Source organism: Vibrio sp. 10N.222.54.E6 (assembly GCF_041473955.1).
Lineage (GTDB): Bacteria > Pseudomonadota > Gammaproteobacteria > Enterobacterales > Vibrionaceae > Vibrio > Vibrio tasmaniensis_A.
Genome location: NZ_JBFRTD010000010.1, coordinates 413,818 through 430,992, shown reverse-complemented (window position 1 = coordinate 430,992; position 17,175 = coordinate 413,818). Strand labels below are relative to the sequence as shown.

Genomic DNA, 17,175 nt, shown 5'->3' with positions numbered 1-17,175 from the left:
TTAGAAAAGGCTCACTTTGAGTCTACGTGGCCGAGGTCTCTGTCTGGAGCAATGATGTTTCGTACTCTTTGCTTCAGAACTTTAGCCTCAGGAAAACCGTCGTCCGCTTTTCTTTCCCAAATCTGTATTCCATTACAAAAAACCTCAAATCGACCTCCGGTATCAGGGTGTAAACTCACTTGCTCTATCTCTTCACTGAAAGTATGCAGTAACTCTTGGCATAACCAACTAGAACGAAGCATCCAATTGCATTGACGACAATAGTGTATTGCGATGGTTGCCTTGGTGATTGATGCACTTACCGAGCTTGGTTCTGTATTCATAGATACCCCTAAAAATTCTAAAACAGTAGTTTGATGTCAACAGTTAATAAAAAAGGGGCATCATGCCCCTTTCTATTGGTATATCGTTTAATGATATACAGTAAATCACTGTTGAGTTTTAGCTTAATCTGATTTTAGTTTGAGACAGTATTAGTTTGAGAATAACACCGTAGAACCATGATTTAGGCTAGTGAGCAGCAGTGCTTTCTGATTAATAATATCAATGCGTCGGCTTTGTTCTGCATCCATTTTAATCACTTGAGTGATCAGCTCGAGTTGCTCCTCTGAAAAGTCTTGTCGCTCAGCAGAAGTGACATCTTTAAACTCCGTTGGTGAAATCAGTAAGTAATTATCGTTAATATCCCACTGACCGGTTTCGGAAATATTGATGACGTTTGCGGGTGCAGTCTGAGTGCCATACAGTTTAACTACAGCCATTCTCAGATACGTACCGTTTGGCAAATACTTCGCATTCGATGATAGCTCAACCTTACGCAGTGGCCCGATTGAATCCTCTTGCTTGATATCGCTAATCAGAGTCACCATTTTCGATTGCCATTCGTGTTGCGTAAGCAAGCGTTCTATCTTTGCATCGCTACCCCAGTATAACCAGCCGCTCAAGAAAGCAGAGATAACCAGTAAAATAATGGATAATTTTAATTTCATGTTACTGACCACCGTTACAAATGTCGTGTACATCCGACTGGTTTGCGTAAATTCTTAGAGTTACATTCTCGCTCGAGTAATCTTGAGGGTGAATATAGTTTAGAGCTAGATTGTTACCTTGTCCGCCTGTTGCAATCACCTCAGTTGGCTTTAGCATGCCAGTGTGGCTGGTGTTGTAACGCAATACACATTTCTCTATCGCTGGCAGCCAACTAGTCAGAGTTGGATGGTTGATTGGGGTTTGAACTTTGACACCATTAACCTCTGCTAATGTTCGAAACTCTGACTCTGCTGGGTTCTTTAACGTTAAAACGAGTATTGGCATAATGAAAGCGACAAGTAACATTCCAAACGTTAACCATTTATTCGAACTTTCATCTTTAGGTTTAACCTGATTGGTTACTGGCTCGACTTCGACATGATTTTCTTGAGCCTTTGCAGTTGGCTCTGGATCAATAGTTTCAGTGATGACCTCATCAGCTAATGTGGTATTAGCAAATGTTAAAATAGGCTCTACGTCACTTTCTGCAATTTCAGCTGTTGTTGGCTGATCGTTTGATGACAGTGGTGCTGAGCGCTCAACAGTCGCGATAAATTGATAACCACGTTTAGGAACGGTTTTTACAAATGCTGGAGATTTGGTTGAGTCTTTTAGCATTTTTCTGAGTGTCGATACCGCTTGCGTTAAGCTGGAGTCGTCCACCTCAAAGCCTTGGTCTCGCCAAACATATTCGTGTAATTCGTTACGAGTGATAACTTCATTGGGTCTTTCTGACAGCATCAGGAGAATGCGGCTTTCATTGCTGCCAAGACGTACGACTTCACCGTCGCTCATCTGATCAACAAGTGAGTTGCTATTTGGGTCAAATACGAACCGCTGTGCGAGAATAAACTTTGTGCCGATATTGCTCATTGAACTCTTCTATTTTGGATGATTTGGGGTGCGAAATAGACAAATCTCAGGTGAAGTTCTGTTAATTCTTCACCAAATCATGGCTTCTTTTATGTTCTTTTATATTTATAACACTCAAGGATAATAAAAACAGATCAAAAAAACAGTGTTTTTATGCTTTTTGACCTTGAATTTACATTTGTCATCCTCATGTTAATGAACATAAGAGAGGCATAATGTGCAACGCCCCTATGATTATTCAACATAAAGTATAGATGTTTTGGAGTAAAAATGAGCGAAACGGCAACGCAAAATAAAGAGACTCGTGGCTTTCAATCTGAAGTAAAACAACTACTTCACCTAATGATTCACTCACTGTATTCAAATAAAGAAATCTTCCTACGTGAGCTGATCTCTAACGCATCTGACGCGGCTGATAAGCTTCGTTTTCAAGCGCTATCAAATGGCGACCTTTACCAAGGCGATGCTGATTTAGGTGTGAAACTTTCGTTCAACGCTGAAGCAAATACTTTAACGATCTCTGATAACGGCATAGGTATGAGCCGCGACAACGTTATTGAGCATTTAGGTACTATTGCTAAGTCAGGCACAGCTGACTTTTTCTCAAAGCTGTCTGAAGACCAAAGCAAAGACTCTCAGCTTATTGGCCAATTTGGTGTTGGTTTCTATTCTGCATTTATCGTTGCAGACGCAGTGACTGTTCGCACTCGAGCAGCTGGACTTGCTAATGACCAAGCCGTGCAATGGCACTCTGCGGGTGAAGGTGATTACACTATCGAAGACATCACGAAAGAATCTCGTGGTACAGACATCATTCTTCATATGCGTGAAGACGGCAAAGAGTTCTTAAATGAATGGCGTCTGCGTGAAGTGATTGGTAAGTATTCTGATCACATCGGTATCCCTGTCTCTATCTTCACAGCGGTGAAAGATGACGAAGGTAAAGACACCGAAGAGAAGCATTGGGAGCAGATTAACAAGGCTCAAGCGCTTTGGACTCGTAACAAGTCTGATATCGAGAAAGAAGAGTACCAAGAGTTTTACAAGCACGTATCTCACGACTTTGCTGATCCACTAACGTGGAGCCATAACAAAGTTGAAGGTAAGAACGACTACACAAGCCTACTTTACATCCCAGCTAAAGCACCTTGGGATATGATGAATCGTGACCATAAGAGCGGCCTTAAGCTTTATGTACAGCGCGTATTCATCATGGATGATGCAGAGCAGTTCATGCCATCTTACATGCGTTTCGTTCGCGGCTTGATTGATTCAAACGATTTACCACTGAACGTGTCTCGTGAAATCCTGCAAGATAATAAGGTAACTCAGTCTCTTCGTGGCGCATGTACCAAGCGTGTACTCACTATGCTTGAGCGCATGGCGAAGAATGACAACGACAAGTACTTGGAGTTTTGGAAAGAGTTCGGCCTAGTACTGAAAGAAGGCCCTGCTGAAGACATGGCGAACAAAGAAAAAATCGCAGGTCTACTTCGTTTCTCATCAACGGAAGAGGATTCTGTTGAGCAAACCATCAGCCTCGCTTCTTACGTTGAACGTATGAAAGAAGGCCAAGACAAGATTTATTACCTAACGGCAGACAGCTATGCCGCGGCTAAGAACAGCCCACACTTGGAGCAGTTCAAAGCAAAAGGCATTGAAGTGGTTCTAATGTACGATCGTATCGATGAGTATGTGATGAATTACCTAACTGACTTCGACGGTAAGCAGTTCCAGTCGATCACAAAAGCAGGCTTAGATCTAAGCAAGTTTGAAGGTGAAGAAGAGAAAGAGAAGCAAAAAGAGACGGAAGAAGAGTTCAAGTCTGTTGTTGATCGCACTCAAGCTTACCTTGGTGATCGTGTTAAAGAGGTTCGCACGACATTCAAGTTAGCAACTACACCTGCTGTTGTTGTGACCGATGATTTCGAGATGGGCACTCAAATGGCTAAGCTTCTTGAAGCTGCGGGTCAAGCTGCACCTGAAGTTAAGTACATCTTTGAGATTAACCCTGAGCACGCACTTGTGAAACAGATGGCTGATGAAGCGGACGAACAAGCGTTTGGCCGTTGGGTTGAGCTACTACTTGGTCAAGCTATGCTGGCTGAAAAGGGCTCAATGGAAGATCCGTCACAATTCTTAGGTGCAATCAACGAACTACTGACAAAACGTTAGTCTTTCGACTTTGGGCTAAGCTCATAATTATAATTAAAAGCTCGCTAATGCGGGCTTTTTTTATGAACGTCGCTTAACTTCATCGAAATGTCGCTAAAGTTGCTAACAAGACGAACGCAAACGCTGTCGATACATTCTTTAGTCTTAATTTAAGCAAAATTGAATATTAATGTGATAGAATGCTCGACCTAATCAGCTGGTACTATGAACCTATCATCTCCAGTTGTATGATTTTTAAACGTTATACCGAAACTTACCGTTTTGCTTCTGTTTACAGTTGTGCTTAGCCTCAGTTGTTACCTAATCTCTCTTGTTCGACTTAAATTGAACCAGAAAGGCGGGATAGTGAGCTTCGGTATAAATCATAATTTTTATAAGAGGATTAAACATGCGCATCATTCTTCTAGGTGCTCCTGGCGCGGGTAAAGGTACTCAAGCTAACTTCATCATGAACAAATTTGGTATCCCTCAAATTTCAACTGGTGACATGCTACGTGCTGCTATCAAAGCGGGTACTGAGCTTGGTAAGCAAGCAAAATCAGTAATCGACGCTGGTCAGCTAGTTTCTGATGAAATTATCCTTGGTCTAATCAAAGAGCGTATCGCTCAAGATGACTGTGAGAAAGGTTTCCTACTAGACGGTTTCCCACGCACAATCCCTCAAGCTGATGGCCTAAAAGAAATGGGTATCGCAGTAGACTACGTTGTTGAATTCGACGTAGCTGACGATGTGATTGTTGAGCGTATGGCTGGTCGTCGTGCTCACCTTCCTTCTGGCCGTACATACCACAATGTGTACAACCCGCCTAAAGAAGAAGGTAAAGATGACATCACTGGCGAAGAGCTAGTGGTTCGTGATGACGACAAAGAAAAAACAGTTCGTGCACGTCTAGGTGTATACCACGATCAAACAGCTCCGCTTATCTCTTACTACGGTAAAGAAGCTGAAGCAGGTAACACTAAGTACCTTAAGTTCGACGGTACTAAGCAAGTTGCTGAAGTTAGTGCAGAACTTGAGAAAGCACTAGCATAATTGGCTAACAGCCAGTTTTAGAATTTGATATATTGGAAGCGACCTTAAGGTCGCTTTTTTTGTTTCAATTTTTAGTCATATACCAATCTAGATAAACTCGATTGTGCACTGTTTCCGTGGTACGGCTTAGATTCGCGCGGCTAACGATCAATGTGATGTTGTGATCACCTAGGTTAAGAACGATTATTCTTAAATTTAGTAGCACAACAATGATCTTAAACTTATGTAGATTAGTATATTACGTTCCAGAAAATCACATATTGGTCTCAGGTATCTATGGAAAATAATAAAAAGCAGGGCGTTTTACTGGTGAACTTAGGAACACCAGACTCAGCGACCCCAGCTGGCGTTCGTCGATTTTTGAGTGAATTCTTACACGACAAGCGAGTCGTAAACTTAACGCGTTGGTTGTGGTGTCCTATTTTACATGGGGTGATCTTACCGATTAGAGCGCCGAAAGTGGCTAAGCTGTATCAGTCTGTTTGGATGGATGAAGGCTCACCACTGCTTGTGTACTCTCAAAGACAAGCCGAAAAGCTCCAGAAAAAATTACAGATACCCGTAGCGCTGGGTATGACCTATGGTAACCCAAGCCTTAAAACGGGCGTTGAGCAATTAATGGGTCAGGGCGTTGAAGACATCATCGTATTGCCTTTATATCCTCAATACTCAGGCACAACCACAGCGGCCGTATCTGATGGCTTAACCAAGGCCTTTAAGCAGATGCCAGTGATTCCGAGCTATCGCTTTATTCGCGACTACTACGCGCACCCAAGCTACGCAAAAGCATTGGCTGAAAGCGTGCGTAGCCATTGGGATAAAAATGGTAGAGCCGATCATTTAGTTTGTTCTTTCCACGGTATTCCGAAACGATTGGCTGATGAAGGCGACATCTACCCACAGCATTGTGAAGCGACAACAAAGCTCCTTGCTGCTGAGTTAGGCTTATCAGCGGACGATATCACCATGACATACCAATCTCGATTTGGTCGAGAAGAGTGGTTGAAGCCATACACTGACGAGACACTTGAATCATTGCCAAGCAAAGGCATCAAAAAAATCGATATTATGGCGCCTGCATTTTCTGTGGATTGTTTAGAAACGTTAGAAGAGATTTCGGATCAGTGTAAAGAGACCTTCATTGACGCTGGTGGCTCAGACTTTAGCTACATTACGTGTCTGAATGATAGAGACTCGCACATCGATATGATGGCGGAGTTAGTGGCGCTGTATCGTTAAATACGACTTCGCCTAAATTGTCATGCATATCTAAAAATAGCAAAAGGGCTGCTCAATGAGCAGCCCTTTTTGATCTGGATGTTTCTTCTTGAAATAGGTCTAGATATTAAGCAACCGAAGTTTCTGCTTTTGGCTCTGCTTCAAGCATCATGTTGCTTTCTACGCCATGCATCCATGATACAAGCTTGCCAGCACAAAGAAGCAGTAAGACGCCACTTATTGTCGCTGTAATTGCGATACCACCGAAGATAGACATTGCGCCAAGCTCACCAACGTGAGAACCCACAAGGCCAGCTACGTAGTTTGCGACAGCGTTGAAGCCAAACCATGCCCCCATCATTAGTGATGCGAGACGAAGCGGAGCTAACTTAGTGACCAACGACAGGCCAATAGGAGATAGACAAAGTTCGCCAAGGGTATGGAAGAAGAAAGCACCGACTAGCCACAGCATTGATGTTTTCACTGTTAGGTCGCCACCTTGCTCCATTACAGCGCCCATCATGCACACAAAACCAAGAGCTAGGAAGAACAAAGCCATTGCAAATTTCACTGGAGAATTTGGTTCACGCTTACCAAGCTTAACCCAAAATGCAGCAATGATTGGTGCAAGTGTAATGATGAAGAATGGGTTCAGAGATTGGAACCACGCCGCTGGGACTTCAAAGCCACCAATCATGCGGTCAGTATATTGTTGAGTATAGATATTCATCAGACCGCCAGCTTGTTCAAAGCCCGCCCAGAAAACTATGACGAATAGACCCATAACCAGAATAACTTTTAATCGATCGAACTCTTCTTTGGTTAGTGGCGTTTTTTCTTTAGATTGGTTCAGTGCTTTTGCTCGCGCAGCTGCTGGCACTGAACCAATGTTACCTAACCAAGATTGAGCCATTGTCATTTGCATGATTAAGCTAATAACCATACCAATACCAGCGGCTAAGAAACCTGCTTTCCAGCCGAAAGAGTCGACAGCAGCGCCTGAAATCAAGCCACCTAATAATGCACCTAAGTTGATGCCCATGTAGAAAATGGTGAATGCACCGTCACGGCGGTTATCGCCTTCTTGGTATAGGTCGCCAACCATGGTCGAGATGTTTGGCTTAAACATACCGTTACCACTGATAAGGAGTGCTAAACCTAGATAAAGAGCATTTACTTGGTCTAAGCCAATAGCGCCGTTAGGAAGAGCGAGTGTAAATTGGCCGAGTGCCATTAATACACCACCCACTAGGATCGATTTACGTTGTCCTAAGTAGTTATCGGCAATCCAGCCACCGATCAATGGCGTGATGTAGACTAAGCCAGTGTAAATACCGTAGAGATCAAGTGCGTCTTTCGTTGACCAACCAAGCCCACCGTTGAGGGTCGTGTCAGTCAAAAATAAAACAAGGATGGCACGCATCGCGTAGTAGGAGAAACGTTCCCATAGCTCTGTGCTAAATAATAAAAATAGGCCTCTAGGGTGGCCAAAGATGTTGTGATTGCTTGGCATAAGTTTTACTAATTTTAGGTATTAAAAGATTTTATAGTCATTCATGTATACACAGTAGGGTAAAAGTCTGCAATAGGCGTATTTTGTGGTCACGATAACTTGGTTTTGCTAAAGTGTTGATATTAAATAAATTTACTTTTAATGTGGCCCATTCTGCTTGTGCTGCAAACTAATTTTCCATATTTGACCTGGTTGGTTAGTAACCTTTTTTAAGATCCTATCCAATAAAAATGTTTAGATCTATTGCCCTAGCCTATCGTTATGATCTTATAGGGAATGTTATTCATATTATCTGCGATATACATATGCTTACAGCAATGAGTCTTTTGATCTCTAAATGTTCCTTGTACAATGACTGACCAAATTTTTTACCTATGACTTTTTGGTTGATAAGTCTGTCTGTTGCGCGTAATTTCTCGCTTATCAGGACTCATTTATTAACGGCGACTAAACTGTTTTAGGCTGTGGTTAAATGTCCAAAGAACGAAGATGGCGAGTTAAATGAAACGTTGGTATTTACTTTACTGTAAGCGTGGTGATCAAAAACGCGCTCAACAGCACCTAGAAAATCAGGGGGTAGAGTGCTTTTACCCTCAAATAGAAGTCGAAAAGGTAGTGAGAGGGAAAGAGAAGCTGGTCCAAGAACCGCTGTTCCCATCCTATATCTTTGTCCGTTTTGATTATGAGCAAGGCCCAAGCTTTACTACCGTTCGTTCAACTCGTGGTGTTGTCGACTTTATTAAGTTCGGTGCAAGGCCGTATGAAGTCCAAGGTGATTTGGTTTTTGAGCTAAAAGAGTTCGAGAAGTGTTGCAGTAGCGAAGTTGAAGATTGCTGTGTTGAGTTTGAATCAGGGCAAGTTGTCAAAATTAATAGTGGCCAGTTTGCGGGTGTTGAAGCTATTTACCATCAGAAAGATGGCGAAGCTCGATCCATTATGCTCGTAAAAATGATCAGCCAAGTGGTTCCGATCAGTATTGAAAACGAAGCACTACAAGCTCACGTATAAGTGAAATATTAAAAAGTAAAAACTAGGCTTAAAACAAAAAGGCGCATAATGCGCCTTTTTTAGTATTTGATTTTTCAAACGCTTAAGCGTTATAGGCGTCGTTGTGAACGGCTTGTACCGCACGGCCTGATGGGTCTACACAGTTTTTGAATGACTCATCCCACTCGATCGCTTTTGCTGATGAACAGGCAACTGAAGGGCCGCCAGGTACACACTCTGCCGCCGATTCTAGAGGGAATAGCTCCTCAAAGATTTCACGGTAAGCATAACCTTCTTTGGTTGTTGGTGTGTTGTAAGGGAAACGGAACTGAGCAGCTTCCATTTGTTGATCCGTTACTTTTTCTTCAGCCGTTGCTTTCAATGTATCAATCCAGTCGTAGCCAACACCATCAGAGAACTGTTCTTTTTGGCGCCATGCGATTGAATCTGGTAAGTAGTCTTCAAAACACTCACGTAGGATGTGTTTCTCCATTTTACCGTTACCGCACATTTTGTCTTCAGGGTTTAAACGCATAGCCACATCGATGAACTCTTTATCCAAGAATGGTACACGACCTTCGACTCCCCATGCTGCAAGTGATTTGTTTGCACGAGCACAGTCAAACATGCTTAGAGCAAGAAGTTTACGTACCGTCTCTTCGTGGAACTCTTTTGCGTTTGGCGCTTTATGGAAGTACAGGTAGCCACCAAAGATTTCATCAGCACCTTCACCAGAAAGTACCATCTTGATACCCATTGCTTTGATCTTACGAGCTAGCAAGTACATCGGCGTTGAAGCACGGATGGTCGTAACATCATAAGTTTCGATGTGGTAGATAACATCACGGATTGCATCTAAGCCTTCCTGAATGGTGTAAGTCATCTCATGGTGTACAGTACCGATTTTGTCCGCAACTTCACGTGCAGCAATCAGATCGGGAGCATTTTCTAGGCCAACAGCAAATGAGTGTAGTTGTGGCCACCAAGCTTCTGATTGCTCGTCATCTTCGATACGCATTGCTGCAAAACGTTTAGCGACTGCAGAAGTGATTGATGAATCAAGGCCACCAGATAGAAGTACACCGTAAGGAACGTCAGTCATTAGTTGACGCTTAACAGCAGCTTCTAGCGCTTCAGTTAGCTCTTCTTTGCTTGTGCTGTTACCTTGAACGGCTGCGTATTCGTTCCAATCGCGGATGTAGTAGCGTTGAGGTTCTGTATCTTTAGAAGAGTAGAAGCTACCAGGAGGGAACTCACTGATCGTCTTACAAACTGGAACCAGTGCTTTCATCTCTGAAGCAACGTAATAGTTGCCGTGCTCATCGTAGCCTTGGTAAAGCGGGATGATGCCAATATGGTCGCGGCCGACTAGGTATTCGTCTTTCTCTTCGTCATATAAAACGAAAGCGAAAATACCGTTAAGTTCTTCTAAAAGGTCGGCACCCATCTCTTGGTAAAGCGCAAGAATGACTTCACAATCAGAGTCAGTTTGGAACTGGTATTTATCTTCATAGCGAGCGCGAAGTTCTTTGTGGTTATAGATTTCGCCATTGACTGCAAGAATGTGTTTTTTGTCTTGGCTATATAGTGGTTGAGCACCACTATTTAGGCCGACGATAGCTAGACGCTCGTGAGCAAGGATAGCTTTTTCACCAGCATAGATACCAGACCAGTCTGGGCCACGGTGACGAAGCTTTTTAGACATTTCTAAAGCAATAGGGCGAAGTGCTGCGGCATCACTTTTAATGTCGAGAATGCCAAATACTGAACACATAGAACTTCCTTTTAAATAATTTCTAAATCAACTGTATTCAATTTGCCATTCTGGCTAAAAAAAGCAACCGAATATGAGCAAAAAAATAATATAAAGGGGGTTATATTAGAAAGTATCTAATTTAAAGGTGGTTTTGGTGAGTGGTGTCTAATTGCGGTTGGTTTTTTGAACAAAAACCTCTCAAAAGTGCAAAAAAAGCGCAATTTTGAGAGGTTGAATGGAACATGTTGAATATTATATTTTATTGATGTTCGGATTCAATTGTTCACAAACATGTCGGGCAAAACCGCTGCCAGCTTCGCTGTAAATGTTAAATGCCGCATCGACGCCATTCTCTTTCAGTGTTTCGAGCTGATCTGGATATTCGGCAATTGCCGCTATTTGACCTTTAAAGTTGCGTGATTTTAATTGTTCTAAGGCGGTTTGATTACCCTGGTGGTGAGGCATAGCCAAGATCACCAGTTTTACGTTTGCTGTGTCTAAAATTCGTTCCCAGAAATCCGGGTCAGTTGCGTCACCAGAAATAACGTTTCTGCCATGGCTTCTGTGGTTATGTGCCGCGTCTTCACGAACTTCTACACCTAAACTCACTTTGCCGTAGCGTGAGCGTAATTCGTCGTAGGCACCAGTACCAATGCGTCCCATGCCAAGAATTAGAACCTGAGCCCGACCTGGGTCAATTCGTTTGTCGCGTTGGTGGAGCTTCTCAGCAGCGTGCTCTTTTAACCAGCGACCTGATTGTTGATAAAGTTTGTGACCCGCTTTGTTGAGAGGTGCAGCGATTAAGAACGACAATGAAACGGCTATAGCCACTGCCACCAAGATGTCGCCAGACATCCAGCCCATCTTAAAAGCAAGGCCACCGACGATGAGGCCAAATTCACTGTAGTTAAACAGTGACAAAGAAGTGAGTAGGGAGGTTCGAACACGGAACTTGAATCGGTTTAGTACCAAGAAGTACAGAACGCCTTTCACTGGCAGTAACAATAAGAACAAGACTGCAAGCATAAAACCCTGAATAGTTGGCTGTTCTGACAAGCCAATATTCAAGAAGAAGCAGACGAGGAAAAGCTCTTTGAGGTTAAACAGCGACTTCGATAGCTCTGAAGCTTTTGGGTGACCGGCTAATAGCATACCTAGGATAAGGGCACCTAAGTCTGGTTTTACTCCTACAAACTGGAACAAGCCAGCACCAACAACTAATGCGAAGAAGATACCGAATAGCACCAACATTTCACCGTGCCCAACCCAATCGAGGACTTTGTAGAACAATGGGCGAAAGAAAGGCAAAGCGAACAGTGCGATCGCATACCACTCTGGAATTTTGCCCGTCGATGCAGTCAAGAATACGACAGCAAAGATATCTTGCATGACCAGAATGCCAATCGCTAGTGTGCCATAGGTAGCATTCATTTCCCCTTTCTCTTGTAGAGACTTGACCGCAAATACAGTACTAGAAAATGAAAGAGCAAAACCGAGTAGAACGATCTGTTCTATTGACATGGCTGCTAGAGATGAAATACCTAGAAACTTAAAACCAAATAGAGCGGCTGCAAAAAACAGAGTGGATAAAAGATTGTGGATTGTTGCGCCAGCCCAGATCTCTTTAGAGAGTAGGGTTTTGATGTCCAGCTTTAAGCCAATAGTAAATAAGAGAAGGGTGACACCAAGGTCAGCCAAAGTAATGATGGTGTCATTGGTTTCAAAGCCAAGGGCATAAAGCCCGAAACCTGCAACCAAAAAACCAACTAATGGGGGGAGGTGGCATTTTAAAGCAATAAATCCTGCGATAAACGCAGTGGATATTAATATAAGTTCCATAACTTGTTGTTGTAGTTCCCTAGCTTAAAAAAACGGGCCGTGTTTATACAAACACGGCCCGCGGAAAATCAGAATTGTTTTCTTTAGTCTTCAAGAAGCTTTTGCAGTAACACACCGTTGAGCATGGCGCGCTTAATCATGGCAAAGGCTCCCATCGTAGGATGTTTATCGATCTGTGATGCTACAATAGGCAGGCCGCTATGGAAAGTCGTTAACGACTGATTCTCTACATTGCGCTTAATTGCAGGGAAAACAATCTCTTGTGCCTTAGTAATATCACCAGCAATGATTACTTTCTGAGGGTTAAACAGGTTAATCGTCATCGCGATAGCCTTACCTAACTGGTTTCCTACTCGGACTAAGCTTTGCTTCGCGAGTTCATCGCCATTGATTGCGTGGTCACAAACATCTTGAATCGTAATATGTTCAAGTTCCGTTAAAGAAGATTCATAGCCTTGCTTAATGAGCTTCTGCACTCGATCAACGATGGCAGGGTTTGCCGCTACGGTTTCAAGACAACCGAAGTTACCACACTGGCATTGTTCCCCTAGCGGATCAATTTGGATATGACCAATTTCACCCACGTTACGGTTATGGCCTAAGAAAACCTGTCCATTAACGATAATACCAGCACCCGTACCACGGTGCACACTGACCAAAATAGAATCTTGACTGTCTTTACTTGCACCGAAGTAGTGCTCAGCAAGCGCCATTCCTCTAACGTCATTACCAACAAAACAAGCCACATGGAAAGTGTCGCGAATAATGTCGCTCAATGCGAGGTTATCGATGTCCGTGTTTGGCATGTACTCAACAACACCGGTCGTTGGGTTGACCAAGCCTGGAAGGGTGACACCAATGGCAATCAGTTGGTCGATCTTTGGCTGATGCTCAGCAATGAAAGCCTTGAGGTTATTGACCAAGCCTTGTGTAAGGTCTGATTGGTCTGAATAATCTAGGTCTTGTTGTTGGAAAGCCAATTCACGACCACCAAGGTCATGAAGGCTTATTTGAATATAGTCTCTACCTAAGCGTACAGCGACAGAATGAAAAGGGTCGACTTCTGTGGTTAGGGAGATCGCGCGTCTACCGCCAGTAGACGCTTGTTGCGCAACCTCTTTAATGAGGCCGCGCTCCAAAAGTTGGCGGGTAATTTTTGTAACACTTGCCGGTGCGAGTTGGCTTACATCAGCCACTTGTATACGACTGATAGGCCCTTGCTGGTCTATTAGTCGGTATACCGCCGCACTGTTTAGTTGTTTAACTAAGTCTACGTTACCTATTTGTCCGCCATTCATACTTAATTGTGCTCGTATTGTCCATTAACAACAGTCGCTTTAACGTTAAAGTCTCGGTCAAATACAGCTAGGTTTGCAACCATGCCTTTTTTGATTCGACCTAGCTTGCTTTCTACACCGATAGCCGTAGCTGGGTATAGCGTAGCCATGCGAAGAGCTTCGTCTAAAGCGATACCAGCGTGCTCAACTGTATTCTGAACTGCTTCAATCATAGTCAGAGCTGAGCCGCCCAGTGTGCCGTTTTCATCAACACACTTACCATCTCGGTAATATACTTTCTTACCGACAAAAATAAAGTATTCCATGTCAGCACCTGCAGGAGCTGTGGCATCCGTCACTAATACTAACTTTTCTCCCTTGATTTTGTGCGCAATTCTGATGTTTGCGTAATCAACGTGGAAGCCGTCGGCGATGATACCTGCATAAACTTCTGGCGTGTCGTAAATCGCGCCAACAACGCCAGGTTCACGACCAACCATAGGGGTCATTGCATTGAATAGGTGGGTAGCGAAAGTGATACCAGATTCGAAACTTTGTCGAGCTTCTGCGTAAGTCGCGTTTGTGTGGCCGATAGAAACGACAACGCCTGCTTTGTGTAGGCGCTCGATATGTTCTGGATCATTAAGCTCTGGTGCCAATGTTACTTTTGAAACTAGGTCGCTGTTCTCGCAAATCAGTTCAATCATTTCGCTGTCTGATTTACGAATGTGATCGACGCTGTGGATGCCTTTTTTTGCAACGTTTAGGTATGGACCTTCAAGGTGCAGACCTAGTGATTGGTTTTGGTACTGGTTGTGATATTCACGAGCTGCAGTAATAACTGCACGCATATCTTCGTCTGAAGAAGTGATGAGCGTTGGCAGGAAGCTAGTACAGCCTGATTTAAGGTTTGCTTCGTGCATGATCTGCATTGTTTCTGCCGTGATCTCATCGTTAAGCATTACACCGCCACAACCATTCAGTTGTAAGTCAATGAAACCTGGGCTTAGGTTTGCTCCGTTTAGATCGCGAACCTCGATTCCTTCTGGCAATTCAGAGATAGGACAGACTTTTTTGATCAGTTCATTTTCTATTACGACGGCATGATCGGTTAGAACATCACTACCAGTGTAAATTTTACAGTTACTTAGCGCGTACATAGTCAGCTAATCCTTATTTCGTGAGATCTTTTAAATTTGTTCGTTACCTAAATGTGGACTTAGTTTGCGAGCATCATTTACGTAACGATTTATCTTTTATGGGCGAACGGCTTCAAAATGGGAAGCTATTTAAGTTGTTGAAAAACATATGAACAATTGATCTTTATTATACATTTAGGTTCATTGTTAATGATTATTCATAGGGTAATCTAAAGTTAGGAATATCATGTTTTTGCCTAATGATTAGATTTGAATTTTATCTATAAACGCTCATTTTTTTGAATGATAAAATAAGTTTTATGATCTCGCTAGCAAAAACCTCTGGATTTGGTAAAAACTGGTGATTAGGATCACAAATGGTAAGGTTTTAATTTGCGGGGCAAAATTAATTGAATACACTGAATAGGACTAAATTGAGCGACTAAAATAAGTTTCTCAAATGAATTCTAAAAAATCCTATAGGGGGAAACAACTGGTGAATATTCTAGGATATGCACAGAAGCTAGGTAAGGCATTAATGCTACCTATCGCAACACTTCCGATTGCGGCGCTTCTACTACGTTTAGGTCAAGGCGATCTACTTGATATTCCATTCATGGCAGAAGCTGGTGGAGCGATCTTCGGTAACCTACCATTGCTATTTGGTCTAGGTATCGCGATTGGTCTTTCTAAAGACGGTAACGGCGCAGCAGGTCTTGCTGGTGCAGTTGCTTACTTCGTACTAACAGCGACAGCAACAACAATTAACGCTGACGTAAACATGTCATTCTTCGGCGGTATCTTCGCTGGTATCATCGCAGGTCACTCTTACAACGCTTTCCATGCAACACGTCTTCCTGAGTGGCTGGCTTTCTTTGCGGGTAAACGTTTAGTACCTATCATGGCTGGTCTATTTGCACTTGTTGCAGGTGCTGTGTCTGGTGTGGTTTGGCCTGGTGTTCAATCTGGTCTAGACGCACTGGCTCACGCAGTATCAACATCTGGCGCTATTGGTCAATTCGTTTACGGTACTCTTAACCGTGCACTTATCCCTGTAGGTCTACACCACGTATTGAACTCATACTTCTGGTTCGGTATGGGTACATGTCAAGAAATCATCGTTGCTGGTCAAGGCGCATTCGCTAACATCACTCAACTTTGTGTTGACCCATCACTAGCTAAAACTCTAGTTGTTGGCCAAGAGCACACATTCACATTCGCTAACTCTGTAACTCCAGAAATCACTACTGTAGTTAAAGAAGTGACTGAAACTGTTAAATCTGGCGACCTACACCGTTTCTTCGGTGGCGATAAAGGCGCTGGCGTGTTCATGAACGGTTTCTTCCCTGTAATGATGTTCGGTCTACCAGGTGCTGCACTTGCAATGTACCTAGCTGCTCCTGCTGAAAAACGCAGCCAAGTTGGTGGCGCACTGTTCTCAGTTGCATTCTGTTCATTCCTAACAGGTATCACAGAGCCGCTAGAATTCATGTTCGTATTCCTAGCTCCTGCTCTATACGCAATGCACGCTGTATTTACAGGTCTGTCTCTAGTAGTTGCAAACATGTTTGGTACTCTGCACGGTTTCGGTTTCTCTGCTGGTCTTATCGACTTCGTATTGAACTGGGGTCTAGCAACTAAACCATTCGTACTACTACTAATCGGTCTTGGTTTCGGTGCTTTATACTTCTTCACTTTCTCTTTCGCAATCCGCGCTTTCAACTTGAAATCGCCAGGTCGTGAAGATGATGACGAAGCTGTAGCAGCTCCTGCTGGCGACGCACCAAAAGGTGAAGTTGCACGTCAATACCTGAAAGCACTAGGTGGTCACGACAACCTAACTTCAATCGACGCTTGTATCACTCGTCTACGTCTAACTCTTAAAGACCGCTCTATCGCAGATGAAGCTGTTCTTAAGAAGCTTGGCGCTAAAGGTGTGGTTAAACTAGGTGAAAACAACCTACAGGTTATCCTAGGCCCACTAGCTGAAATCGTAGCTGGCGAAATGAAAGCTATAGGTGCAGGTGAAGACCTATCTGATGTAAAACTTCCATAGTGACGGAAGTACTTAATTAAGAAGTAAAGTTACTCTTAAGTAAGTTTCAAATTGAAAGCCTCCCAAACGGGAGGCTTTTTTGTGCCTACTGTTTAAGGTCAATGAACCCGGTTCGTTCTATTCTTCATCGAATAGCAGAAATAATCGCAATTAACGGACGGTTCTTATTGTGCAAAGGCGAAGAATTGTGGATGATTAGCAACAATGATCTTTCTATCTTTGACAGGCGCTGTAAGCGACCATTTTCATTGGTACAAAAGATAACTTTCTCTGACAATAC

13 protein-coding genes are annotated in these 17,175 nt (G+C 43.2%); 5 read left to right on the top strand and 8 right to left on the bottom strand.

The features are described from left to right. Window positions 1–11 precede the first annotated feature (11 nt). The 3 genes from AB4513_RS06800 to AB4513_RS06790 form a co-directional block, all read right to left on the bottom strand. Window positions 12–323: a SelT/SelW/SelH family protein gene (locus tag AB4513_RS06800; RefSeq protein WP_017096855.1), complete on the bottom strand. Its 312-nt coding sequence runs from the start codon at window positions 321–323 to the stop codon at window positions 12–14. Between the two features lie 150 nt (window positions 324–473). Further along, on the bottom strand, window positions 474–989 hold the full coding sequence (locus AB4513_RS06795; RefSeq protein ID WP_009847344.1) for a regulatory protein ToxS: 516 nt from the start codon (window positions 987–989) through the stop codon (window positions 474–476). A gap of 1 nt (window position 990) precedes the next feature. Next, on the bottom strand, window positions 991–1,902 hold the full coding sequence (locus tag AB4513_RS06790) for a transcriptional regulator (RefSeq protein WP_009847343.1): 912 nt from the start codon (window positions 1,900–1,902) through the stop codon (window positions 991–993). Window positions 1,903–2,172: 270 nt separating this feature from the next. Between AB4513_RS06790 and htpG the strand changes: the two genes are divergently transcribed. The 3 genes from htpG (at window position 2,173) to hemH (ending at window position 6,349) form a co-directional block, all read left to right on the top strand. Next, a complete protein-coding gene (htpG, locus tag AB4513_RS06785) occupies window positions 2,173–4,077 on the top strand; it encodes a molecular chaperone HtpG (protein WP_009847342.1) in 1,905 nt (634 codons plus the stop codon). 388 nt (window positions 4,078–4,465) lie between these two features. Further along, window positions 4,466–5,110 (top strand): adenylate kinase, encoded by a 645-nt coding sequence (gene adk / locus AB4513_RS06780; protein WP_102257779.1) that lies wholly within the window; start codon window positions 4,466–4,468, stop codon window positions 5,108–5,110. Window positions 5,111–5,386: 276 nt separating this feature from the next. After that, window positions 5,387–6,349, top strand: coding sequence for a ferrochelatase (gene hemH, locus AB4513_RS06775; protein WP_009847340.1), 963 nt, complete (start codon window positions 5,387–5,389; stop codon window positions 6,347–6,349). Window positions 6,350–6,455: 106 nt separating this feature from the next. Here hemH and AB4513_RS06770 read toward each other — a convergent pair whose 3' ends face one another. After that, window positions 6,456–7,841: a peptide MFS transporter gene (locus AB4513_RS06770; RefSeq protein WP_009847339.1), complete on the bottom strand. Its 1,386-nt coding sequence runs from the start codon at window positions 7,839–7,841 to the stop codon at window positions 6,456–6,458. Between the two features lie 501 nt (window positions 7,842–8,342). On the opposite strand from AB4513_RS06770, the gene rfaH reads away from it, so the two are divergent. Then, complete coding sequence (rfaH, locus tag AB4513_RS06765; RefSeq protein ID WP_009847338.1) at window positions 8,343–8,849, top strand: transcription/translation regulatory transformer protein RfaH; 507 nt, start codon at window positions 8,343–8,345, stop codon at window positions 8,847–8,849. Between the two features lie 82 nt (window positions 8,850–8,931). On the opposite strand, the gene asnB is transcribed toward rfaH, so the two are convergent. The 4 genes from asnB to nagA all read right to left on the bottom strand — a co-directional run bounded on the left by asnB (window position 8,932) and on the right by nagA (window position 14,860). Continuing rightward, on the bottom strand, window positions 8,932–10,602 hold the full coding sequence (asnB, locus tag AB4513_RS06760; protein WP_009847337.1) for an asparagine synthase B: 1,671 nt from the start codon (window positions 10,600–10,602) through the stop codon (window positions 8,932–8,934). Window positions 10,603–10,836: 234 nt separating this feature from the next. After that, window positions 10,837–12,423, bottom strand: coding sequence for a cation:proton antiporter family protein (locus AB4513_RS06755; protein WP_009847336.1), 1,587 nt, complete (start codon window positions 12,421–12,423; stop codon window positions 10,837–10,839). An 83-nt stretch (window positions 12,424–12,506) separates the two neighbouring features. Continuing rightward, window positions 12,507–13,721 (bottom strand): ROK family protein, encoded by a 1,215-nt coding sequence (locus AB4513_RS06750; protein WP_009847335.1) that lies wholly within the window; start codon window positions 13,719–13,721, stop codon window positions 12,507–12,509. A 2-nt stretch (window positions 13,722–13,723) separates the two neighbouring features. Further along, entirely contained in the window at window positions 13,724–14,860 is a 1,137-nt protein-coding gene (gene nagA, locus AB4513_RS06745; protein ID WP_009847334.1) for an N-acetylglucosamine-6-phosphate deacetylase, read from the bottom strand. Window positions 14,861–15,335: 475 nt separating this feature from the next. On the opposite strand from nagA, the gene nagE reads away from it, so the two are divergent. Continuing rightward, window positions 15,336–16,895 (top strand): N-acetylglucosamine-specific PTS transporter subunit IIBC, encoded by a 1,560-nt coding sequence (gene nagE, locus AB4513_RS06740; protein ID WP_029222967.1) that lies wholly within the window; start codon window positions 15,336–15,338, stop codon window positions 16,893–16,895. The last annotated feature ends 280 nt before the right edge of the window (window positions 16,896–17,175 follow it).

Excerpts from the sequence above, each read along its gene's own strand:
- AB4513_RS06800 (WP_017096855.1), bottom strand. The coding sequence starts at position 323 with ATGAATACAGAACCAAGCTCGGTAAGTGCATCAATCACCAAGGCAACC.
- htpG (WP_009847342.1), top strand. The coding sequence starts at position 2,173 with ATGAGCGAAACGGCAACGCAAAATAAAGAGACTCGTGGCTTTCAATCT.
- AB4513_RS06790 (WP_009847343.1), bottom strand. The coding sequence starts at position 1,902 with ATGAGCAATATCGGCACAAAGTTTATTCTCGCACAGCGGTTCGTATTT.
- AB4513_RS06795 (WP_009847344.1), bottom strand. The coding sequence starts at position 989 with ATGAAATTAAAATTATCCATTATTTTACTGGTTATCTCTGCTTTCTTG.
- adk (WP_102257779.1), top strand. The coding sequence starts at position 4,466 with ATGCGCATCATTCTTCTAGGTGCTCCTGGCGCGGGTAAAGGTACTCAA.
- hemH (WP_009847340.1), top strand. The coding sequence starts at position 5,387 with ATGGAAAATAATAAAAAGCAGGGCGTTTTACTGGTGAACTTAGGAACA.
- rfaH (WP_009847338.1), top strand. The coding sequence starts at position 8,343 with ATGAAACGTTGGTATTTACTTTACTGTAAGCGTGGTGATCAAAAACGC.
- AB4513_RS06750 (WP_009847335.1), bottom strand. The coding sequence starts at position 13,721 with ATGAATGGCGGACAAATAGGTAACGTAGACTTAGTTAAACAACTAAAC.
- asnB (WP_009847337.1), bottom strand. The coding sequence starts at position 10,602 with ATGTGTTCAGTATTTGGCATTCTCGACATTAAAAGTGATGCCGCAGCA.
- nagA (WP_009847334.1), bottom strand. The coding sequence starts at position 14,860 with ATGTACGCGCTAAGTAACTGTAAAATTTACACTGGTAGTGATGTTCTA.
- AB4513_RS06755 (WP_009847336.1), bottom strand. The coding sequence starts at position 12,423 with ATGGAACTTATATTAATATCCACTGCGTTTATCGCAGGATTTATTGCT.
- AB4513_RS06770 (WP_009847339.1), bottom strand. The coding sequence starts at position 7,841 with ATGCCAAGCAATCACAACATCTTTGGCCACCCTAGAGGCCTATTTTTA.